Origin of the sequence: Rhizobium sp. BT03 (assembly GCF_030053155.1) — a bacterium.
In the GTDB taxonomy this organism is placed as follows: Bacteria; Pseudomonadota; Alphaproteobacteria; order Rhizobiales; family Rhizobiaceae; genus Rhizobium.
The window spans coordinates 468104-488829 of sequence record NZ_CP125641.1; the positions used below are offsets into that span (position 1 = coordinate 468104).

The window sequence follows — 20726 nt, forward strand, 5'->3', positions numbered from 1 at the left end:
GCGTTCATTCTGCGTTGGCGTACCCGCCTCTTCCTTCGAGACCCCTGCGGGGCGCCTCAGGATGAGGCTCTCGTGGGCGCTGAGCCCGCCGCCGCCGGCAGCCGCTTTGCTCCAACCTATCAGGAGTGCGGCACCCTCCAACGTCCCTCATCCTGAGGCGCGTAGGCCAAAGGCCGGAGCCTCGAAGGACACGCTCCAGCGGTGCTCCTTGCGTCCACCACCAGTGCGCCCGCCTCGTCCTTCGAGGCCCCTGCGGGGCACCTCAGGATGAGGCTCTCGGGGGGGCGGAGGCGCAGATTCTCCAGCGCCCGTTATAGCGGTGCAGAATGCTAACGCCCCCTGTTAAGGTCGCGGCATCCCCCAACGTCCCTCATCCTGAGACGCGCAGGCTGAAGGCCGGAGCATCGCTGGGTCCGCCGCGTCCTTCGAGGGCGCCTCAGGACGAAGCTTCTCGAGAGCGCCGGCGCGGAAAGCTGGAAGGTCGAGGGGTATTCTCCAACGTTGCTTCATGGATTCACCGGGGTGCTGCGGACAACGGATGCCGCGGGCGCTGTTCAGATATGATGTCGCGTGTCGAGTTGCGCCGACAAATCCCGTTGGCCCCATGAGCCTAAGCCTTGATGGTGAAGTGTTTGACGGTTAATGTATGAGTCTGGAAGCCTATCCAAACCTGCTGCCGGGTTGAAGGGCATGTGAGGTTTCTCGACGACCGTGTTCCTCAAGGTCGAAGTGTAATCGGCAGACTTCGACCAGAGCACTGGATCGTCCCATGTTGAACCCATCCATCAGGTTCTCGCCTTCGAACGTCGTCACTTTAAAGCAAGCGTTACGGGGCCAATATCCTCACATCAAATCGTCGCACTTTGATGAGGCAATCGCCGCGTCATTCGGCTTCAACTCATATGCTGCCATGCGCCCCGCCTTGTATCAGCTTGGCGCTTACGCCCGGCTGATCGTCGTCACCGACCACTTGCTGCTTCTGCTCCGCCTGGAGGAGCTTGGCTATCGCAATATCGCACCGGAGTCGTTGCGTCGCCTCATCTGGAATATAAACTTCCCCGATGATCGATATGACAACGATGTCGGACAGATTGTCCGAGCCCGCAGGAGGCCCGCGGCCGCCAATGCCGGGTAGCACATTGGCTGCATGCTAAAGTTGGAAGCGATCTGACGTGAAAAGTAGCGAGGTGGCCGGCGTGCCCGCCTCGTCCTTCGAGGCCCCTGCGGGGCGCCTCAGAGCCTGTGAATGTTTTGTGGCGGTGTCGATGGGATTGTGATTCTGTTGGGTGGTTGATTTGCTTGGGGGATGATGGTGAGCGACGAGCTGTTCGAAGGATTGCCGGTGCATGGATCGCAGCGCAGTGCTCAGGCGGGGCGCGGGGCGGCGCGCATGCGCGAGCCGGTGCGCGATCAGATCGAGTTGCGTGCCGTGGATATCGACAGCTTGATCGGCCAGGATCACGCGGTGCGCGTGATTTGGAGCTATGTCGAGGGACTGGATCTGAGCGCGCTTGAAGATCGGATCAAAGCGCGTGAGCAGCGGCCGGGCCATCCGCCGATTTCGCCACGGCTTTTGCTGGCGCTGTGGCTCTATGCCAGCAGCGATGGCGTCGGCAGTGCGCGGGCGCTGGAACGGCTGTGCGGGAGCCACGACGTCTATCGCTGGCTGTGCGGCGGCGTCTCGGTGAACTATCACACGCTGTCGGATTTTCGGGTTGGTTGCGCCGATCTGCTCGACCGGCTGCTGGCCGAGCATCTGGCGGCGCTTGCCGATGCCGGCCTCGTCGCTTTCGATAATTTGGCGCAGGATGGCGTGCGGGTCCGGGCGAGCGCGGGTGCCGCCTCGTTCGGCCGCAAGGCGACGCTTGATCGGCATCTTTCCATTGCCGAGGCGGTTGTGGATCAGCTCAAGCGCGAGGTCGATGCGCGTTCGGATGCCAGCACTCGGCGCATCGAGGCTGCCAGGCAACGAGCGGCGCGTGAGCGCGGCGAGCGGCTCAGAGCAGCCAAGGCCGCTCTTGACGAGATTCAGCGCCATCGCCAAGCGCGCGAAGAAAAGCGCGGCAATGGCAAAAAGCCGAAGGAGCCGCGCGCCTCCAGCACGGATGCGCAGGCGCGGGTGATGAAGATGGCCGACGGCGGCTTCCGTCCGGCTTATAATGTGCAGGTTGCGAGCACCGCCGGCGAGCAGTTCGTGGTCGGGCTCGAGGTGACCAATGCCGGCTCCGATCGCGGCCTCATGCGGCCGATGCTGGAGCGGTTGCGCGCGCTGAGCGGCCATCTGCCGCGCCGCTATCTCGCCGATGGCGGCTTTTGCAGCGCTGAAGATATCGAGTGGGCGCACGGCGAAGGGGTCGAGGTCTTTTGTCCGCCCACGCAGTCCAAACACGGAACCGATCCCTTCTTGCCGCGGCGCGGCGACGGTGCGGGTGTGTCAACCTGGCGGACCCGCATGGGAAGCGAGACGGGCAAGGCTCAGTACAAACCCCGCTCGATCTGCGAATGCATCCATGCCCGCTGGCGCAACTGGAATCTGCGACAATTGACGGTGCGCGGCATCGAAAAGGTCCAGGCCGTCGTGCTCTGCTACGCACTCACCAACAATATCCTGCAAGGCCATCGGCTTGCCAATGGCTAAACCAGGGCAATCACCCTGACGCCAACACGCGACCATCAAAACGCACCGCGTAATCGGCTAACGCTCGATGGCATCGGCCAGCCAAGACCAGCCAACACTGGCCTGAAACGCACAAGATTCAAAAGCTTCACAAGCTCTCAGGATGAGGCTCTCGGGGATGTCGGTGCGGGTTTTTCTGGGCCTGTCGCTGAGGCGCACCGAATGCCGGCGCCTCTTATTGGGGGTGCGGCATCTTCCAGCGGTCCTCACCTGAGGCGCGCAGGCCGCAGGCCGCAGCCTCGAAGGACACGCTCCGGCGCTGCTTCTTGCATTCATCTGGCGTCGGCGTGCCCGCCTCGTTCTTCGAAGCCCTGTGGGGCGCCTCAGGATGAGGCTTTCGGGGATGTCGGCGCGAGTTTTTCAGTGCCGGTTGCTGAGGTGCCGAATGCCTTTTATTAAGGGGCAGCATCCTGCGCACTTCATTCCGAGGTGCACAGGCCGTAGGCCGGAGCCTCGAAGGACATGCCCAATGTTGCTTCTTGCGTTCATTCGGCTTCGGCGACGGCACACCCGCCTTGCCCTCCGAGGTCCCCGCGGGGCACCTCAGGTGAGGCTTCTCGGGGCGGATTCTCCGGTATCTGTTGTTGCAACTCGGCTTGCCCGTGGCGCCTGTTGAGGGCGGCATCTTCCAACGGTCCTCATCCTGAGAGCTTGTGAAGCTTTTGAATCTTGTGCGTTTCAGGCCAGTGTTGGCTGGTCTTGGCTGGCTGATGCCATCGAGCGTTAGCCGATTACGCGGTGCGTTTTGATGGTCGCGTGTTGGCGTCAGGGTGATTGCCCTGGTTTAGCCATTGGCAAGCCGATGGCCTTGCAGGATATTGTTGGTGAGTGCGTAGCAGAGCACGACGGCTTGGACCTTTTCGATGCCGCGCACCGTCAATTGTCGCAGATTCCAGTTGCGCCAGCGGGCATGGATGCATTCGCAGATCGAGCGGGGTTTGTACTGAGCCTTGCCCGTCTCGCTTCCCATGCGGGTCCGCCAGGTTGACACACCCGCACCGTCGCCGCGCCGCGGCAAGAAGGGATCGGTTCCGTGTTTGGACTGCGTGGGCGGACAAAAGACCTCGACCCCTTCGCCGTGCGCCCACTCGATATCTTCAGCGCTGCAAAAGCCGCCATCGGCGAGATAGCGGCGCGGCAGATGGCCGCTCAGCGCGCGCAACCGCTCCAGCATCGGCCGCATGAGGCCGCGATCGGAGCCGGCATTGGTCACCTCGAGCCCGACCACGAACTGCTCGCCGGCGGTGCTCGCAACCTGCACATTATAAGCCGGACGGAAGCCGCCGTCGGCCATCTTCATCACCCGCGCCTGCGCATCCGTGCTGGAGGCGCGCGGCTCCTTCGGCTTTTTGCCATTGCCGCGCTTTTCTTCGCGCGCCTGGCGATGGCGCTGAATCTCGTCAAGAGCGGCCTTGGCTGCTCTGAGCCGCTCGCCGCGCTCACGCGCCGCTCGTTGCCTGGCAGCCTCGATGCGCCGAGTGCTGGCATCCGAACGCGCATCGACCTCGCGCTTGAGCTGATCCACAACCGCCTCGGCAATGGAAAGATGCCGATCAAGCGTCGCCTTGCGGCCGAACGAGGCGGCACCCGCGCTCGCCCGGACCCGCACGCCATCCTGCGCCAAATTATCGAAAGCGACGAGGCCGGCATCGGCAAGCGCCGCCAGATGCTCGGCCAGCAGCCGGTCGAGCAGATCGGCGCAACCAACCCGAAAATCCGACAGCGTGTGATAGTTCACCGAGACGCCGCCGCACAGCCAGCGATAGACGTCGTGGCTCCCGCACAGCCGTTCCAGCGCCCGCGCACTGCCGACGCCATCGCTGCTGGCATAGAGCCACAGCGCCAGCAAAAGCCGTGGCGAAATCGGCGGATGGCCCGGCCGCTGCTCACGCGCTTTGATCCGATCTTCAAGCGCGCTCAGATCCAGTCCCTCGACATAGCTCCAAATCACGCGCACCGCGTGATCCTGGCCGATCAAGCTGTCGATATCCACGGCACGCAACTCGATCTGATCGCGCACCGGCTCGCGCATGCGCGCCGCCCCGCGCCCCGCCTGAGCACTGCGCTGCGATCCATGCACCGGCAATCCTTCGAACAGCTCGTCGCTCACCATCATCCCCCAAGCAAATCAACCACCCAACAGAATCACAATCCCATCGACACCGCCACAAAACATTCACAGGCTCTGAGGCGCGCAGGCCGCAGGCCGAAGCCTCGAAGGACGCGCTCTGGCGCTGCTTCTTGCATTCCTTCGATGCCGGCGCACCCGCCTCGTCCTTCGAGGCGCCCTGCGGGGCGCCTCAGGATGAGGCTTCTCGAGGGCTGCGGCGCGGCAGTTTCGGCGCGCGGCGGGCGATGTTTGCCGTGGGCAACGTGAGCGACTATTGCCGGTCGTGTGCGACAGCGCTATTGATGAAGGTGGGCATGGTGGCGCGCTGGACGTCCAGCGTTCGGGCCGATGGCGGCGGGCGGAATTCAGGTTCAAATTGCACTTTCCGAACCGCGTAAAAGCCCGAATTTGCCGCCTTGGGGCATCGAATTTGCCAAGCAGGCAGTCGCCTCCAGATATAGACTACGCGGCAGTGATGAAACCAAAGTCCGGTTTCGTTTCCGTATCAAGAAATATATCCAATAAAATCAGCGGATTATGATCCGAGAATTTGATGCGGTTTCTGTCCCGCAGCCCTCGTGGGCTGCGGCGTCCCCTCCCCTGCGCTCCGAATCTCCGCAGGAAAGCAACGGCTTGCATCCTTTTGCGGCACCCGGCGTTATCCACGCAGCAAATCGGAGGATAGGGTAATGGCAGATGTGCTCCCGCTCAAGAGGTTGTCCATCGCCGCTGCGATGATGGCGGCGGCGATCGGGGCATTTGTGTTGATACAGGCGAAGCAGGACGGTGTACTGGTCCCGCCCGCGGAACCGGGCCGGGCGGTTGACGATCATGGCCGCAGCGCCGCCACGCCCGAGGCTATTCCGCTCAGCGGTCTTCGTGATGTGTTCTGGCGGGTTTACCATGAAGTCCTGAACGACCGGGTGACGCTCATTGCCGCGGGCGTGACTTTTTATCTGCTGCTGGCGCTGTTTCCCGCCATGGCGGCTTTGGTCTCACTCTATGGGCTGGTTGCCGATCCGGTCACGATTTCGGAGCATCTTCGCGAATTGGCCGGTCTATTGCCGCCGGGCGCCTTCGACCTGCTTGCCGATCAGATCAAGGAACTCGTCAGCAAGCGTGACAGTGCGCTCGGCATCACCTTCTTCGTCGGTCTCGGCATTGCGCTGTGGAGCACGCATAGCGGCACGCTGGCGATTTTCGATGCGATGAACGTCGCCTATGAGGAGAATGAAAAGCGCGGACTTATCCGGTTGAACCTCATCGGCCTCTGCTTCACCTTGAGCGCGATGCTTCTGATGGTGGTGATGGTCATGCTCGTCGGGGTGATGCCTGTGGTGCTCTCCTATCTCTGGCTCGATCAATTCAAGGAGCACATGGCCCTTCTGCTGCGGTGGCCGCTGCTTCTGCTGGTTGTCGCGGTGGCGGTCACCTCGGTTTACCGCTTCGGCCCCAGCCGGGAGCCCGCCAAACTCCGGTGGATGACCTGGGGCGCGGGTCTGACGACCGTCGCCTGGGCCGCCATGTCGCTTGCCTTCTCCTTCTATCTCGATCATTTCGCCAACTACAACGCGACCTACGGCACGCTCGGCGCGCTGATCGGCTTCCTTATCTGGATCTGGCTTTCCGTCGTCATTCTCGTCATCGGCGCGGAACTCAACGCCGAGCTGGAACATCAGACCGCGAGGGACACGACGACGGGCATGCCGCTGCCGATGGGCGCGCGCGGCGCCTATGTTGCGGACACCTTGGGCGAGACCGTGAGCTAACCGTTAAGGAGCGGCACCGATCATTGCATTCTCCCATGCAGTTTTGATGTAATTTGTCCCTGGGCAATCCCGACAGAGGAGACGATCATGACGGCCCCGCATCCTTCCAAAACCCATATCGGCAATCATGCACTGCATCCCGAAACGCAGATGCTGAATTACGGCTACGATCCCGAACTCTCGGAAGGGGCGGTCAAGCCGCCGGTATTCCTCACCTCGACCTTCGTCTTCAATTCGGCCGAGGATGGCCGCGATTTCTTCGATTACGTCTCGGGCCGCCGCGAGCCGCCGGCCGGCAAGGGCGCCGGCCTCGTCTATTCGCGCTTCAATCATCCCAATAGCGAGATCGTCGAGGACAGGCTCGCCGTCTATGAGCGGACGGAAAGCGGCGCGCTGTTTTCTTCAGGCATGTCGGCGATCGCCACCACGCTGCTTGCCTTCGTCAGGCCGGGCGATGCCGTCCTGCATTCTCAGCCGCTTTATGGCGGCACGGAAACATTGCTGGCCAAAACCTTCCTGAACCTCGGCGTCGCCGCTATCGGCTTTGCCGACGGTGTCAGCGAGGGCTCGGTGCAGAAGGCGGCTGAGGAGGCGATGGCCAGGGGCCGCGTTTCCGTCATCCTGATCGAAACGCCCGCCAACCCGACCAACAGCCTGGTCGATGTCGCGATGATCCGGCGCGTCGCCGACGCAATCGGCGCAAAGCAGGGGCATGTGCCGATCATCGTCTGCGACAACACCCTGCTCGGCCCGGTTTTCCAGCGGCCGATCGAACACGGCGCCGATATCTCGCTCTATTCGCTGACCAAATATGTCGGCGGCCATTCCGACCTGATCGCCGGCGCCGTTCTCGGCCGCAAGGCAGTCATCAAGCAGGTCAAGGCGTTGCGCGGCGCGATCGGCACCCAGCTCGATCCGCATTCCTGCTGGATGCTCGGCCGCTCGCTGGAAACGCTGCAGCTGCGCATGGAGCGGGCAAACAGCAATGCGCGCGCCGTCGCCGATTTTCTGCGCGATCACCCGAAGGTCGAGAAGGTTCACTACCTGCCTTACCACAATCCGGATTCACCGGCCGGCCGGACCTTCGCCGTGCAATGCACCGGCGCCGGTTCCACCTTTTCCTTCGACATTCGCGGCGGCCAGCCGGCCTCCTTCAAATTCCTGAACGCGCTGCAGGTGTTCAAACTCGCGGTCAGCCTCGGCGGCACGGAATCGCTGGCGAGCCACCCGGCGACCATGACGCATTCCGGCGTGCCGGCCGTTGTGCGCCAGCGCATCGGGGTGCTGGAATCGACCATCCGCCTGTCGATCGGCATCGAGCATCCGGACGATCTGATCGCCGACTTGGAGATGGCGCTGCAGGCGGCCTGAGGCCGCGCCAGGAGATATCGATGCCCGGCGTCGCCGGGCATCGTGCGTAACATCATTTGTCGTCGGTCGTCAGCTCCGTCTCGTCCGAGTTCACCACGAAGACCGCAAGCAGTTTCGCCGGCGCGGTCTTGCTGCCGTTGGCGCTGACACTGTGGTGATCGCCGGGGAATTCGGGAAAGCTTTCGCCGGCCTTGTAAATCTTCACCGGGCCGTCATTGACCTGGCTTTTGATCGAGCCCTCCAGAACGGTGGCATAGATGAAGGCGGATTTCGGGTGGGTGTGGCCCGGCGATGTGCCGCCGGGCTTATATTCGACGAGCACGGCCTTGATGCTCTTGCCTGGAACGTTGGGAAGCTCGTGGTCGTAGACGAGGGTTACCTTCGCCTTGTCGCCCGCGGCATGCGCTACGGTGCCGGCGACAATGGCAACGGCGAATGCCGCCGCCGAGATCATTTTTCCTAACATGTCTGGTCTCCTTGCGTTGATGGAAGCGGTAGCCGCGAGGGCCACGAAGGGCGGCCCCGGCCGTCAAGCGCTCTTCTTCTGCGGTGGCTGCCGGCTGAGCCAGTCGTCGAAGCGGATGCGGCCGAGCCGCGCCTTGGGCCCGGTGACCAGCGAGTCATCCTCGAGCTCGACGCCGAAGTAACGGGCGTGCGGATCGGCGATCACCTGGCGCGGATCGTTCGTCGCCTTGAGGAGGCGCGTGACGATGTCGGTGAGCCGGATTTTCTCCGGCCCGCCGATCTCGATCGTGCCGTTCACGGGGGCTGCGAGCGCCACCTCGGCCATGACATCGGCGACATCGTCCGAAGCGATCGGCTGCACATAGGCCGGTGACAGATGCACCATCTGACCTGATGTGCCTGACTGGGCGATGCCGGCCATGAATTCATGGAACTGGGTGGAATGCACGATGGTGTAGGGAATGCCTGAGCCCTTGATCAGCTCCTCCTGGGCCATCTTGGCGCGCATATAGCCGCTGGCCTGCAGCCGCTCCATGCCGACGATCGACAGTGCGATGTGATGTTTTACGCCGGCCGCGGCCGCTGCCTTCAGCAGATTGCGGCCGGAGGTCTGGAAGAATTCCAGGACCGCCTTGTCCTCGAAGGAGGGCGAGTTGGCGAGGTCGAGCACCACCTCGGCGCCTGCGAGGGCTTCGGCCAGCCCCTTGCCGGTGATCGTGTCGACGCCCGAATTCGGCGACGCCGCCAGCACCTCGTGCCCCTTGCTGCGCAATCTTTCCACGGTCTTCGAGCCGATGAGGCCGGTGCCGCCGATAATGACGATCTTCATGGGTGGTCTCCTTGTCCCTTACGAGGATTTCCTCTGTTGACGTGAGCTGGCTGGCGCAATCGCCGCCTCGGCGAGGCCGGCGACGTCATCGGTATGGGGACCGTCACTTGAGTGCGGGCGGCCGGAACCGATGGACAGGAGAATGCGCCGGATCGCGAGCCGGAACCATTCTCCCTCGGTCGTTGTCGGCCTATGCCAAGGCAGTAGGGCGGCTCGCCGAAATGGCGGAATTTGACGTCAACAGGGATCGGCCTGCGATCGTCGGTGCGGATGAGCGGAGGTGAGGGCGTTGCCGATGCGGAGTTTGGCGAGACGCCAACCCCACTCTCCGTCGTCCCCGGCCTCGAGCAGAGGACCCATGCCGCGGCTGCCGGTGGATGCGGTGTGGATGCTCGGCTCAAGGCCGAGCAGGACGGAGGGCGAGGCTAAAGTCGCGGGAGATCGCTCACCTCGTCGGAGACCTAGCGTCAGGTCCGCCCCTGCCGCTCCCAATCCTCACGCAGCGGCTTCAGGTCGTTGCCGATGTAGTTGAGTGGATCCGGCCCAGTTTGGCGAGAAGCCAACCCAGCCTCCGTCGTCCTCGGCCTTGCGCCGAGGACCCATGCCGCGGTTGCCGGTGGATGCGGTGTGGATGCTCGGCTCAAGGCCGAGCAGGACGGAGAGTGGAGCTAACGTCGCCGATCCTTCTCTCCGTCTTTTACGGGCAGCCGATGCAGGCGGTCCTTCTCAGGAAAGCGCGGCAGCCTTGAAGAGCGCCGTCAGTCCAATGCCGCCGCCGATGCCGATCATGGCGAGGCCGGTGGCGCCGGGAACACCGGCGCGGACCAGCTGACTGTACAGTCTTGTAACCAAGATTGCGCCGGATGCGCCGAAGGGATGGCCCAGGGCAATGGCGCCGCCCTCCCTGTTGACCGCGTCGGTGGAGATATCGAGCTGATCCAGCGAGGCCAGAACCTGGGCGGCGAAGGCCTCGTTGAATTCGATGGCATCGACGCCGGAGAGCAAAAGCCCGGGCTGGCGCTGCAGCAGCTTCCTGGTCGAGGCGACCGGGCCGATGCCGAGCAGGTTGGGATCGACGCCGGCGGCAGCGCTGTCGATGAAGGCGAGGCCTTTTTCGATGCCGAGGCTTTTGGCTAGGCCCCGGCTCATGACGAGCACCAGGCAGGCGCCGTCGTTCACAGGGCAGGCATTGCCTGCCGTCACCGAACCGTCGGGGAGGAAGACGGGCTTGAGGTTTGCCAGTGCTTCGATCGATGTCGTGGGGCGCGGGCATTCGTCCCGCTCCAGCAATCCGTGCCCAGTGGAGATTTCGACGATCTCTTGCCGGAAGAGACCGGCCTCAGCCGCCTTGACGGCGAGGCGGTGGCTGCGGAGCGCGAATTCATCCTGTCTCCGGCGCGTGATGCCAAATTGCCGGGCGACGTTTTCGGCGGCAATGCCCATATCGGGATCGCCGACTGCATCAGGGGAAAAGCGGGCGCGACCGTAAAAGCGCGGCAGCGCCCCGTTGGCTTTCGGCCGTTCGACGCGCCAGGGCGCGGTGCTGACGCTCTCGACGCCGCCGGCGAGAAAACAGGACCCCGCCTTCGCCTGGATCAGGCGGGCGGCCATGATGATCGCTTCCAGGCCGGAACCGCATTGCCGGTCGATGGCGACGCCGGGAACCGCCAGGGGCAGGCCGGCGGCAAGCGCCGCCAACCGGCCGATATTGCCGCCGCCGCCAGCGGCATTGCCGACCAGCACGTCGTCGATGGCTTCGGGCGCAATGCCTGTTTCGGCAACGATCCGCCGGATGATCGGCGCAAGCAGGTCTTCGGCCGCAACAGTCGCAAGCGATCCGAAGGCCCGGCCGATCGGGGTGCGGTAAGCGGCAACCACGACCGGCTGCCAATCCTCGTCAGGCTGATAAGCGTAGGACAAGACCATCTCCCGAAATCACCGCTGCTTCCACCTGGCCTCTGGAAATCTTGCCGCTGCTCGTCATCGGCCAAGAAGCGATATGGTGGAATTGCCTGGGGATCTTGAACCTGGCGAGCTGTCGCGCGCAATGCTCGGCCAGCATTTTCGCGTCTTTCGCCTCTCCCGAGACGACTGCCACGATCTGCTGGCCATAATACGCATCCGGCAGGCCGAAGACGACGGCCTCTTCGACGCCGGGGCAGGTTTTCAGCGCGCTTTCGACTTCGGCGGGATAGACGTTGTTGCCGCCCGATATCATCATGCCGCCTGCCCGGCCGATCACCCGCAGCATGCCGTTTTCGTCGAGCTCGCCGAGATCGCCGACCGTCGCTCCCGCCTCGGTGACCCGGAATGCCTGGCCGTCATCGCCCCAGAGATAGCCGTCGGCGATGAGATCGCTGCTGACGAAGATGGTGCCCGGCACATCGGTCCCGACATCGTTTCCATCAGGGTCGCGAATGGAAATCTCGACGCCGGGATAGGCCTGCCCCACCCGGTCGATCGGAAAATCGACCGCGCCGCCGACAAGGGTGGAGATGGTCATGAAACCGATTTCGGACGCGCCGTAATATTCGCGAATGCGCGCTTTCGGGAAAAGGCGGCGCATGGCTTCGACCCCGTTCGCGTCGAGCTTGGCGCCCGCGGTCAGAACGTCGTGCAGGGAGGTCAGAGCCGGTTCGTCTGCCCACGCCCTGGCAATGCCGGCTATATGGGTCGGCACGGCGACCAGCCGTTCGATCTTCTCGGAGGCGAGGATACGCGCGACGGCGGCGGGATCCCATTTCCGGACCGAATGGAAGGTGCCGCCGGCATCCAAGGCTTCGACCAAGGCGTAAAGCGCCAGCCCATGCGCCAGGGCGCCGGGGCATAGGGTGGACGGCGCATCCTCGAGTTCGAAGACGACATGTCCGCGATCGAGGCTGCGGCGCCACTGCTCGCGCGAGCGAAAATAGGCTTTCGGCTCGGCGGTGGTGCCCGAGGTAAAGCCGATCAGGAAGATGCCATCGGCATCGTCAGGCAGATCATCTCCGGTCTCAGCGAGATCGAAGGGCTCGGCTTCGGCGGCGACGACCGATATGCCGAGCCTGCGAGCAATTTCGGCGCTCGGCCCGGCATAATCGTCGACAATGAGCACGTCGGGCGCCAGCCGCTCGACGATGCGCTCGATTCTCTCAGGCGGCATCATCGGGTCGATCACCGCGCAGGCGTTCGGCAGGGCAGTGGCGGCGATAAAATATTCGGCGAAGCCGATATGGTTGCCGAGGCTGAGGGCTACAAGTTTTTCCACGCCGGGCAGATCGAGCGTGCGGCAGCTTAAGCGCGGCAATTCCTGGAGAAAGCGGCAGATCGCCTTGGCACGCACATAAAGCTCGCCGTAGCTCAGGAAGCGGCCGTCGATCACCACGGCCGGCGTGTCAGGCCTTTCCGCTGCATGTCGAATAAGCTGCGCATGGATCGGCATGGACACTCGCTGGTTTGAAGATCGGCCGTCAGCCTAACGCCGCTCTGGTGGTCTCGGGGATCGGCGTGGGACGGCTGTCCGAAAGGCCGACGCAGACCCAGACAAGGCCGGCTGAGGCGCAGTGGGCGCCGTCGCGCTGGCGAAAGAGTTCGATCGCGAAGGCGAGACTTGTGCGCCCGATTTTCTCGACGCTCACCTTGGCTTCGACGACATCGTCGACGTCGATGGGGCTGTGAAAGGTGATCTCGGCCTTCTTCACGTGATAGGCGACACCTGAGGAGGTGTGACGGAAGTGGCTCAAGATTTCCCGGTGCCGCAGGAACTCGACGACCGCATCCTCGCAATAATCGAGGTAAACCGAATTGTGGACATGGCCATAGATGTCGATGTCTCGCATAGAGACCCGGAAGGATGCTAAAGGCCTGTCGTCAACGCTCATGCGATCACCCAAAATTGGTGGGCTGTTCTAACCGCTGTTGTCTGGGGGATGCAATGCAATATCAGGCGATCGTGCGAAAATTCGGGCCGGCCCCGGAGGTCGTCGGGATCGAGCGGGCCGAGCTGCCGGCGCTGCGGCGCGACCAGGTGCGGGTGCGCCTGCTCGCGCGCTCGATCAATCCCTCCGATATCATCACCATATCAGGCGCCTATGCCGGCCGCACGACCCTGCCCTTCATCCCCGGCTTCGAAGCCTTCGGCGTGCTCGAAGCCTGCGGTGAAGAGGTTTACGGGCTTGCGCCCGGCACCCGCGTGCTGCCGGTGCGCAGCGCCGGCGGATGGCAGGAATTCAAGGATACCGATCCCAGCTGGTGTCTTCGTGTTCCGGAAGCGCTGTCCGATTTCGAGGCGGCGACGAGCTACGTCAACCCGATGACGGCCTGGCTGATGCTGCACAAGAAAATCGGGCTGAGACCCGGCATGCGCATCGCCGTCAATGCGGCCGCCTCTTCGATCGGATCGATCCTGATCGGTCTGGCAAATGCCGTCGGCGTCGAGCCGATCGCGATCGTCCGCAGCGAGGAGTCGGTGGCGCGCCTGCGCGGCCGGCTCGAGTCTGTCATCGTCGACGGGGCGGACGACGATCTGGCCGCGGGCCTTGCCGGCCGGCATGGGCTGGACGCGGTGCTCGACTGCGTCGGCGGCGCGCGTGCCTCAATCCTCGCTGCTGCGCTCAAACCAGGCGGCCATTTCGTGCATTACGGTCTGCTTTCGGGCCAAAGCATTCCGAATTCCTTCTGGGCCTCTCATCCCGATATCAGCTTTTCCTTTTTCCATCTCAGAGAATGGGTTCATTCCGAAGCCATGGGGGATGTCCAGCGCGCCTATTCCGAAGTGGCGGCGCAGATCGCCCAGAAGGTCATCGCGACCGAGGTGCGGGAGGTCTTTCCCCTGGATAAGATCGGTGAGGCGCTGCAATCCGCCCTTCCCTTCCGGGCGGGCGGCAAGGTGCTGCTGGCCTGACAAAACCAGCGCCCGCCTCGTCATTCGAGGCCCCTGCGGGGCACCTCAGGATGAGGCTCTCGTGGGCGTTGGCGTATCCTCATCCGCCCGTTATTATCGGCGCGGCATCCGCAACCTCCCTCATCCTGAGGCGTGGAGGCCGTAGGCCGGAGCCTCGAAGGACACGCGCCAGCGCTGCTTCTTGCACCTGCCTCGGTCCAAACCTACACAGTTTCGTGCCGCAGCCGTGCGCGGATAATCTCCGGGTGGTTCCGCTCGGCCCATCCGACCAGGGCTTTCATCGGGATGAGGAAGGAGCGCCCCAGCTCCGTCAGCTCATATTCGACGCGCGGCGGGACTTCGGGATAGACGGTGCGCCTGACATAGCCGTCCTGCTCCAGATGCCGCAGCGTCTTGGAAAGCATCTGTTTCGAAATGTCGCCGATCTCGCGCAGCAGCTCGTTGAAGCGCTTCTTGTCGGTTTCCAGCGCCTCGAGCGTCAGCAGGCTCCATTGATCGCCGATGCGATCGAGCACGCCTCTGATCGGGCATCCGGCTCCCGGCCGATCGGTTTCTTCAGGCACGGCGTCCTCCTTTTTGGGTCATCGCGCGCTGACCTTGGCACTGAAAACTGCCTTCTTGCCGGGCATGTCGCTCTGTCCTAGACCAGCCTCATAGTCTGTTTCTTAGACTAGATCGCGGCCATACCAAGGAGCTTGATGCATGACATTCGGGAAATCGCTTTTCGCACTCGCCATTGTGGCGGGAATGGCCATGCCTTCCGGCGCTTTTGCCGCCGCGCGGGATGTGAAGGTCGAGGAAGCCAATCGCAAGCTGGTGGTGGAGTTTTACGACCGATTCTTCAACAAACACGATATCGCCGCCGCCTCGGTCGTCGCGGACGAGTACCGGCAGCACAATCCTGAGGTACCCGATGGCAAGAAGCCTTTCGTCTCCTTCTTCACCGGCTTCTTCAAGGACAATGCGCAGTCGAAGGCCGAGATCGTCCGCAGTTCGGCCGACGGCGATCTCGTCTGGCTGCATGTGCATGCGACGAACGGCACCGGCGATCGCGGCCAGGCGATCGTCGATATTTTCCGCGTCAAGAACGGCAAGATCGTCGAACACTGGGATGTGATCCAGGCGGTTCCGAAAGACGCCGCCAACAAGAACACCATGTTCTGATCGAAGGTCTGAATTCAATGGGGCCGGCTTTTAGCTGGCCCCATTCTCGGCGGAATCGGCCCACGGGCGTTCCGCTTTCGGCGTCGCCAGCCCGTGTTTGGCAAGTTCCAGCGTCAGGATGCGGGTTTCGAGCAGGTTGAAGATGCGCAGGACAGCCTCGATCGCGTCGAAGGGCTTCGTCAGGAAATCCTTGGCGCCGAGCGAAAGTGCGCGCCTGCGCGTCGGCAGGGTCGCATCGGCGGTCAGAACCAGGATCGGCAGGTAGCTGTTTTCGGGAATGAGCCTTGCGAAGGTTTCGAGAAGCGCGAAGCCGTCGAGATCGGGCATCATCAGGTCGAGAAGAACGAGATCGACTGGATGCTCGCGGAAGAGCCGAAGCGCCTCGCGCGGCTCAGTGGTGCTGATCAGCGCCTTAAAGCCTTCACGCTTGAGAATGCGCTCCAGCAGCGAAACATTGGCCGGCTCGTCATCGACGATCAGGATCGTCGAGGCTCGCACGATATCGGTGGAATCTGTCATGGACCAAAACCCGCGACGTCATCCTCGGCCTTGTGCCGAGGATCTATGCCGGCCCAATTAAGTTTCTAAAAATAAATGTTTTCCCGTCAAGCAATTACCGTGGTCAGATGCTCGGCACAAGGCCGAGCATGACGGAGGAGAGCTTTTCAACAACTGGCGGTGCCCTACGGCACCGCGACGTCTTGCGTCTCGATCTCCCGCATCGCCACCGGCGCGCGCGGCAGATCGACATGGAAGGTGGCGCCGCCTTGCCCGTTGCTCAAGCCGAGCGTGCCGCCCATGGCGTCGATCAGATGTTTCGACAGCGCAAGCCCGAGGCCCGTCCCCTCCTGGTTGATCCGCTCGGCCCCCAGCCGGTCGAACGGCGTGAACAGCCGGGCGACGCGGTCGGCCGGGATGCCGGGGCCGGTATCGCTGACTTCGATCCGAATGCGATCTCCCATCGCGCGTTGGCTGACGGTCACGCTTCCCTGGTGACGATTGTATTTCACCGCATTGGAGAGAAGGTTCAGGAACACCTGCAGCAGACGCCGCCGGTCGGCGAGCACCATCAGACCCGGCTCGGCCGGCGCGGTGACCTCGATCCGGATCTGCTGCTTGCCGCAGAGCGGTCTTGCAAGCGACACCGCTTCATCGATCACTTCGGCGACAGGCTGCGGCTCGACAGCGAGATCCATGCGGCCGGCCTCGATTCTGGCCATATCGAGAACCTCGTCGATCAGGCTGAGCAGATGCCGGCCGGCTCTCAGGATCTGGGCGACGCTCTCCCTGGAATCGGCATCGGTCACGTCCATTTCCAGAAGCTGGGCGAAACCGAGAACGGCATTGAGCGGCGTGCGCAGCTCGTGGCTCATGCGCGACAGGAACTCGCTCTTGGCGTTGCTGGCACGGATCGCATCCTCGCGGGCGGCAAGCAGCGCCTCCTCGAATTGCTTGCGCTCGGTAATGTCGCGGGTGATCTTGGAAAAGCCGCGCAGCCGGCCGGTCTCATCATGGAGCGCGGTGACGACGACGTGCGACCAGAACCGCGACCCGTCCTTGCGCAGGCGCCATCCTTCCGCCTCGGTACGTCCATCGCGCGCCGCCTTGGAAAGCTCTTCTGCCGGAAATGTGTCCCTGCTTTGGGTGGGGTAGAAGCGGGAAAAATGCTGGCCGACGATTTCCTCGGCACCGTAACCGGTGATCCGCTCGGCGCCGGCGTTCCAGCTCACCACCTGCCCATGGGCATCGAGCCCGAAGATGCCGTAATCGCTGACGCCCTCGACCAGTTGGCGGAAGCGTTCCTCGCTCTCGGTCAGATCGGCCTCGCGCTTTTTCAGAAGGACGCTCGCGTCTTCGAGCGCCTGTTCGAGGCTGCCGAGTTCATCGAGGAAAGGATCGGCCACCGTGACGACTTCGCCTTGCGACAAGAGATGCGCCTGGGCTTTCAATGCGTGCACGCGGCGCACGATGCTTGCTGAAAACAGGAAGACGGCGGCGAGCGCGCCGGCAAAACCAAGAAAGCCGGCTGATATCATCAGGCTGCGCGACAGGGTGCGGACCTGGTCGGCGGCCTGTGTCCTTGCGTCAAGGAGATCGGCCTCCCGCCGGTTCATCGCGTCGATCTCCTGCCTCAGCACATCGAGGACCTGCTTGCCCTCGATGAGCCTGGCCGCAAGATCCTCGCGCCCGCCGGCGCGCAGGATGTTGGCCTGTTGCAACAGCTGCAGACGGTCGACTTTGGCATCGACCAGAGCGCGGATGCGGTCGAGGCGGGCCTTCTGCTCTTCATCCCGCAATCGGCGGCCGACTTCGTCGAGCACCACGGGCAGCCTGTCCTCGGCCCGGTTGAAGGGGTCGAGAAAATCGGGTCTGCCGGTCAGGAGATATCCCCGCATCGCCGTTGCGGCCTCGGCAATCAAGGCGTGGATCTCCTGAATGCCCGACTGGATCTCCAGCGTCACGCGCACCTGATCCTCGGCGATCCGGCTTTGCCGGTCGGCGACGAAGACCGAGGCGAGAGCCGCCAAGAGCAGCGCCAGCGGCACCATGATGATGACGATGCCCTTCGCCCGCAGCGGAAGGTCGGCGAAGCGCAACGACCGCCGACCCGCAGGTACCGACGTTGTCCCGGTCATGACTGATCTTCCCCTGATGTTGCGACGAGCCCGCCGCGCACGGCCATGACGGCGGCCTGCGTCCGGTCGCCGGCGCCGAGCTTGCCGATGATGCGTTCGACATGGATCTTCACGGTGCCGGGCGAAATCTTCAGCGCCCGGCCAATCTCCTTGTTGGTCAGGCCTCCGGCCACTTTCGTCAGCACCTCGCGCTCGCGCACCGTCAGTGTTTCCAGGCCGCTATTGTTGGTCTGCGGCTTGGTGGCGGCGCGCTTCAAGAGTCTTGCGACCAGCGGGCCGTCGAAGAAGGCGTCGCCCGCGAGCACGCGGCGGATCGTGCGCAGAATGTCGTCGCGGCTGGCGTCCTTCAGCAGATAGCCGGTGGCCCCGGCCTCGATCGCCGCTTCCAGATAATCGAGACTGTCATGCATGGTGATGATCATCACCCGCGTTTCCGGCGACACGCGGCGGATCTCCCTGGCGGCGGCGAGGCCGTCCATGCGTGGCATGCGGATGTCGAGCAGTGCCAGATCCGGCTTGCGGGCAGCGCAAGCGTCCACCGCTTCCACGCCGTCGCGCACATCGAAGGCGACATGGAAATCGTCCTGGCCGCCGATCATGGCAATCAGCCCGGCGCGGGCGATGTCATGATCGTCGGCAACGAGAATGGATGCGGTCATCCCGATATCGTCTCCTGCTGAAGGGGTGCGAAGGCGCGGACACAGGTGCCGCCTGCAGCTCCCGCGCCGATCTCGATACGGCCGCCGAGCAGCGCCAGCCGCTCTCGCATGCCGACGATGCCGAGCCGCGCTCCCCGCTCCTGAATCCGGGGCGCTTCGCCGATGCCCTTTCCATCATCGATCACTTCGAGATGGGCTTCACCCGCGCTGTCCTCGAAGAGGCGCACGATGAGCCGGCGCGCCTCGGCATGCTTGATCACATTGGTGATTGCCTCCTGCGCGACGCGGTAGAAGATGATCCCGGTCGATGCCGGCCAGCGGTCGGCGCCGGCATCGAGATCGGCGATCACCTCCAGGCCGTCGATCGCATCGAGGCGGGTGCGCAGCGCCGCCGCGACGCCGAGATCATCGAGCTCGGGCGGGCGAAGATCGGCGATAGCAGCACGGAGATCGGCGACGGAATGGCGCGCGAGTGCGGCGAGCTGGTCGATCTCCGGCTTCAGCGCATGCGCCTCGCCGATACGGGCGGCCAAATCCTGCAGGCGATAGCTGAGGCCGGCGGCGAGCTGCGCCGAGCCGTCATGCAGATCGAGCGCCACCCGCTGCCGCTCCTGCTCCTGCGCCTGGATCAGCTGCGCGACGAGGGCCGCGAGTTCGCTGCGCTGCCGCTGCAGATCGCCGAGCAGCGCCTGCTTCTCCGCCGCTTGCCGTTCGAGATTGCAGGCGTCGGCGAGCTGGCCCGCCACCACCTCCAAGGTCTGCCGGTCGTCTGCGTCGACAGGCCGCCCTCTCGACGGGCCGATGAGCGTCAGCGAGAGATCGGAACCATCCTGCGAGGCATACAGGATGCCGTCGCTTTCCGGGCTCCTCGATTGCCCGACCGTCAGCTGCATGGGCGCCTCTCCGTGCAAGGGCGGAAAGACGAGCCTCGCAAGCGACGCTCCGGCGAAATCGGCAAGCCGGGACAGAACCTCCGGGGCGGCCGTTTCGAATGTTTGCGCATCGAGCAGGTTTCGCGCTTCGATGATGAAACGCAGCCGCGCCGCCCGTGCTTCCGCCGCCCGGTAAAGGGCTCTCATCTCCGCGACATCAGGCGAATGCGCTGTATCTGTGTTATGCTCCAGGCCCAAGGGGACTGCTCCTGAAATGAATGACGAGTTGAACGCGCCCGGCACGATAGTCATTCCGGTGGGAATGTCATCTATGCCGTTCGGCAGACCGGATCGGAGCCACCCGGCAGATGGGGCGGCAGCGCCGGCCGCTTAGATATTGGTCATGCGGTCGACCGAAGCGATATCCGCCGGAACCGCCACAAAGGAAAGTCAAACATGCGTACCATCATTGCCGCCGCCCTCGTCCTCGGTTTCGTTCAGGTCCAGTCGGCGGCAGCGGCCGAAACGGCGACCTGCGCGCCGGTGAGCGAAGAACAGGTCGCCAAGCTCTTCGACCGCTGGAACGCTTCGCTCGCAACGCTCAATCCCGAGGAAGTCGCCAAGAATTACAGCGCGGACTCCGTGCTGCTGGCGACGCTCGCGAACAAGCCGCGCCTGACCCAGGAAGAGCGGATCGACTATTTCAAGCACTTCCTGGAAAAGGGCCCCAAGGGCCACATCGACAGCCGCACCATCAAGACCGGCTGCAACTGGGCGGTCGACACCGGCACCTACACCTTCACCATGAAGGACGGCTCGAAGGTTCCCGCCCGCTATACCTACACCTACGAATTCAAGGACGGGAACTGGCTGATCACCTCGCACCACTCCTCGATGATGCCGGAGAAGTAAAGGTCCGTCCGATCCGGCAGGAAGACCCCGTGTCCACCCACACGGGGTCTTCTGATGTTGACGGACGGAAGAGAAGGCGTGCCGTGCGGAACCCCCCTCTGCCCTGCCGGGCATCTCCCCCACAAGGGGGGAGATTGGCAAGTGGCTCAAACTTCGCGCCCATTACGCTTTTGCCAGACTGTGAGGCTGGTTGTTTGGCGAGGCCGTTGCGCCCAGCCGATCTCCCCACCTGTGGGGGAGATGCCCGGCAGGGCAGAGGGGGTGCCACACGGTACACCCTCTCCTTCTCGTAAAAATCTCGCCCATCGCGTATCGCCACGCCAACCCGCGCTCCCTCTCCTGTACCCGTCACAGGAATCCAGCGACCGCGCATCTGCGCG

General features: G+C 63.7%; 18 protein-coding genes. 7 read left to right on the forward strand and 11 right to left on the reverse strand.

All coding sequences use genetic code 11. The annotated features are described in order from the left end of the window. Nucleotides 1-769: 769 nt before the first annotated feature. Nucleotides 770-1135, forward strand: coding sequence for a hypothetical protein (locus QMO80_RS24015; RefSeq protein WP_283200380.1), 366 nt, complete (start codon nucleotides 770-772; stop codon nucleotides 1133-1135). Nucleotides 1136-1306: 171 nt separating this feature from the next. Then, entirely contained in the window at nucleotides 1307-2638 is a 1332-nt protein-coding gene (locus tag QMO80_RS24020; RefSeq protein ID WP_283196684.1) for an IS1182 family transposase, read from the forward strand. Nucleotides 2639-3461: 823 nt separating this feature from the next. Here QMO80_RS24020 and QMO80_RS24025 read toward each other — a convergent pair. Continuing rightward, nucleotides 3462-4793: an IS1182 family transposase gene (locus QMO80_RS24025; protein WP_283196684.1), complete on the reverse strand. Its 1332-nt coding sequence runs from the start codon at nucleotides 4791-4793 to the stop codon at nucleotides 3462-3464. 683 nt (nucleotides 4794-5476) lie between these two features. Here QMO80_RS24025 and QMO80_RS24030 point away from each other — a divergent pair. Together QMO80_RS24030 and QMO80_RS24035 are read left to right on the forward strand one after the other, a co-directional pair. After that, on the forward strand, nucleotides 5477-6556 hold the full coding sequence (locus QMO80_RS24030; protein ID WP_283200381.1) for a YihY/virulence factor BrkB family protein: 1080 nt from the start codon (nucleotides 5477-5479) through the stop codon (nucleotides 6554-6556). An 87-nt stretch (nucleotides 6557-6643) separates the two neighbouring features. After that, on the forward strand, nucleotides 6644-7927 hold the full coding sequence (locus QMO80_RS24035) for a cystathionine gamma-synthase family protein (protein WP_283200382.1): 1284 nt from the start codon (nucleotides 6644-6646) through the stop codon (nucleotides 7925-7927). Between the two features lie 52 nt (nucleotides 7928-7979). On the opposite strand, the gene QMO80_RS24040 is transcribed toward QMO80_RS24035, so the two are convergent. The 5 genes from QMO80_RS24040 to QMO80_RS24060 form a co-directional block, all read right to left on the reverse strand. Further along, the gene (locus QMO80_RS24040) at nucleotides 7980-8393 is read right to left on the reverse strand and encodes a cupin domain-containing protein (protein ID WP_283200383.1); all 414 of its coding nucleotides are present in this window, start codon (nucleotides 8391-8393) and stop codon (nucleotides 7980-7982) included. Between the two features lie 63 nt (nucleotides 8394-8456). Further along, nucleotides 8457-9221, reverse strand: coding sequence for an SDR family oxidoreductase (locus tag QMO80_RS24045; protein WP_283200384.1), 765 nt, complete (start codon nucleotides 9219-9221; stop codon nucleotides 8457-8459). A 726-nt stretch (nucleotides 9222-9947) separates the two neighbouring features. Further along, complete coding sequence (locus QMO80_RS24050; protein ID WP_283200385.1) at nucleotides 9948-11141, reverse strand: thiolase family protein; 1194 nt, start codon at nucleotides 11139-11141, stop codon at nucleotides 9948-9950. Next, nucleotides 11119-12642 carry a class I adenylate-forming enzyme family protein gene (locus tag QMO80_RS24055; protein WP_283200386.1) on the reverse strand — a complete coding sequence of 508 codons (1524 nt, stop codon included), beginning with the start codon at nucleotides 12640-12642 and terminating at the stop codon, nucleotides 11119-11121. Before QMO80_RS24055 ends, QMO80_RS24050 begins: the two co-directional genes overlap by 23 nt. A 28-nt stretch (nucleotides 12643-12670) precedes the next feature. Next, complete coding sequence (locus QMO80_RS24060; RefSeq protein ID WP_283200387.1) at nucleotides 12671-13081, reverse strand: thioesterase family protein; 411 nt, start codon at nucleotides 13079-13081, stop codon at nucleotides 12671-12673. A gap of 53 nt (nucleotides 13082-13134) precedes the next feature. Here QMO80_RS24060 and QMO80_RS24065 point away from each other — a divergent pair, with 53 nt between their 5' ends. Then, entirely contained in the window at nucleotides 13135-14103 is a 969-nt protein-coding gene (locus tag QMO80_RS24065; RefSeq protein ID WP_283200388.1) for a zinc-dependent alcohol dehydrogenase family protein, read from the forward strand. Between the two features lie 203 nt (nucleotides 14104-14306). Here QMO80_RS24065 and QMO80_RS24070 read toward each other — a convergent pair whose 3' ends face one another. Further along, nucleotides 14307-14666 carry a helix-turn-helix domain-containing protein gene (locus QMO80_RS24070; RefSeq protein ID WP_283200389.1) on the reverse strand — a complete coding sequence of 120 codons (360 nt, stop codon included), beginning with the start codon at nucleotides 14664-14666 and terminating at the stop codon, nucleotides 14307-14309. A gap of 139 nt (nucleotides 14667-14805) precedes the next feature. Between QMO80_RS24070 and QMO80_RS24075 the strand changes: the two genes are divergently transcribed. Further along, on the forward strand, nucleotides 14806-15267 hold the full coding sequence (locus QMO80_RS24075; RefSeq protein ID WP_283200390.1) for a nuclear transport factor 2 family protein: 462 nt from the start codon (nucleotides 14806-14808) through the stop codon (nucleotides 15265-15267). A 30-nt stretch (nucleotides 15268-15297) separates the two neighbouring features. Here QMO80_RS24075 and QMO80_RS24080 read toward each other — a convergent pair whose 3' ends face one another. The 4 genes from QMO80_RS24080 to QMO80_RS24095 form a co-directional block, all read right to left on the reverse strand. Then, entirely contained in the window at nucleotides 15298-15786 is a 489-nt protein-coding gene (locus tag QMO80_RS24080) for a response regulator (protein WP_283200391.1), read from the reverse strand. A gap of 164 nt (nucleotides 15787-15950) precedes the next feature. Then, entirely contained in the window at nucleotides 15951-17903 is a 1953-nt protein-coding gene (locus tag QMO80_RS24085; RefSeq protein ID WP_283200392.1) for an ATP-binding protein, read from the reverse strand. Further along, nucleotides 17900-18562 carry a response regulator transcription factor gene (locus QMO80_RS24090; protein ID WP_283200393.1) on the reverse strand — a complete coding sequence of 221 codons (663 nt, stop codon included), beginning with the start codon at nucleotides 18560-18562 and terminating at the stop codon, nucleotides 17900-17902. The genes QMO80_RS24085 and QMO80_RS24090 overlap by 4 nt, the downstream gene beginning before the upstream one ends. Beyond that, the gene (locus QMO80_RS24095; RefSeq protein ID WP_283200394.1) at nucleotides 18559-19641 is read right to left on the reverse strand and encodes a sensor histidine kinase; all 1083 of its coding nucleotides are present in this window, start codon (nucleotides 19639-19641) and stop codon (nucleotides 18559-18561) included. The genes QMO80_RS24090 and QMO80_RS24095 overlap by 4 nt, the downstream gene beginning before the upstream one ends. Nucleotides 19642-19890: 249 nt before the next feature. On the opposite strand from QMO80_RS24095, the gene QMO80_RS24100 reads away from it, so the two are divergent. Then, nucleotides 19891-20346 carry an SgcJ/EcaC family oxidoreductase gene (locus QMO80_RS24100; RefSeq protein WP_283200395.1) on the forward strand — a complete coding sequence of 152 codons (456 nt, stop codon included), beginning with the start codon at nucleotides 19891-19893 and terminating at the stop codon, nucleotides 20344-20346. The last annotated feature ends 380 nt before the right edge of the window (nucleotides 20347-20726 follow it).

Coding starts and splice junctions, on each gene's coding strand:
- QMO80_RS24015 (WP_283200380.1), top strand. CDS start 770: ATGTTGAACCCATCCATCAGGTTCTCGCCTTCGAACGTCGTCACTTTA.
- QMO80_RS24020 (WP_283196684.1), top strand. CDS start 1,307: ATGATGGTGAGCGACGAGCTGTTCGAAGGATTGCCGGTGCATGGATCG.
- QMO80_RS24025 (WP_283196684.1), bottom strand. CDS start 4,793: ATGATGGTGAGCGACGAGCTGTTCGAAGGATTGCCGGTGCATGGATCG.
- QMO80_RS24030 (WP_283200381.1), top strand. CDS start 5,477: ATGGCAGATGTGCTCCCGCTCAAGAGGTTGTCCATCGCCGCTGCGATG.
- QMO80_RS24035 (WP_283200382.1), top strand. CDS start 6,644: ATGACGGCCCCGCATCCTTCCAAAACCCATATCGGCAATCATGCACTG.
- QMO80_RS24040 (WP_283200383.1), bottom strand. CDS start 8,393: ATGTTAGGAAAAATGATCTCGGCGGCGGCATTCGCCGTTGCCATTGTC.
- QMO80_RS24045 (WP_283200384.1), bottom strand. CDS start 9,221: ATGAAGATCGTCATTATCGGCGGCACCGGCCTCATCGGCTCGAAGACC.
- QMO80_RS24055 (WP_283200386.1), bottom strand. CDS start 12,642: ATGCCGATCCATGCGCAGCTTATTCGACATGCAGCGGAAAGGCCTGAC.
- QMO80_RS24060 (WP_283200387.1), bottom strand. CDS start 13,081: ATGAGCGTTGACGACAGGCCTTTAGCATCCTTCCGGGTCTCTATGCGA.
- QMO80_RS24065 (WP_283200388.1), top strand. CDS start 13,135: ATGCAATATCAGGCGATCGTGCGAAAATTCGGGCCGGCCCCGGAGGTC.
- QMO80_RS24075 (WP_283200390.1), top strand. CDS start 14,806: ATGACATTCGGGAAATCGCTTTTCGCACTCGCCATTGTGGCGGGAATG.
- QMO80_RS24080 (WP_283200391.1), bottom strand. CDS start 15,786: ATGACAGATTCCACCGATATCGTGCGAGCCTCGACGATCCTGATCGTC.
- QMO80_RS24085 (WP_283200392.1), bottom strand. CDS start 17,903: ATGACCGGGACAACGTCGGTACCTGCGGGTCGGCGGTCGTTGCGCTTC.
- QMO80_RS24090 (WP_283200393.1), bottom strand. CDS start 18,562: ATGACCGCATCCATTCTCGTTGCCGACGATCATGACATCGCCCGCGCC.
- QMO80_RS24095 (WP_283200394.1), bottom strand. CDS start 19,641: ATGAGAGCCCTTTACCGGGCGGCGGAAGCACGGGCGGCGCGGCTGCGT.
- QMO80_RS24100 (WP_283200395.1), top strand. CDS start 19,891: ATGCGTACCATCATTGCCGCCGCCCTCGTCCTCGGTTTCGTTCAGGTC.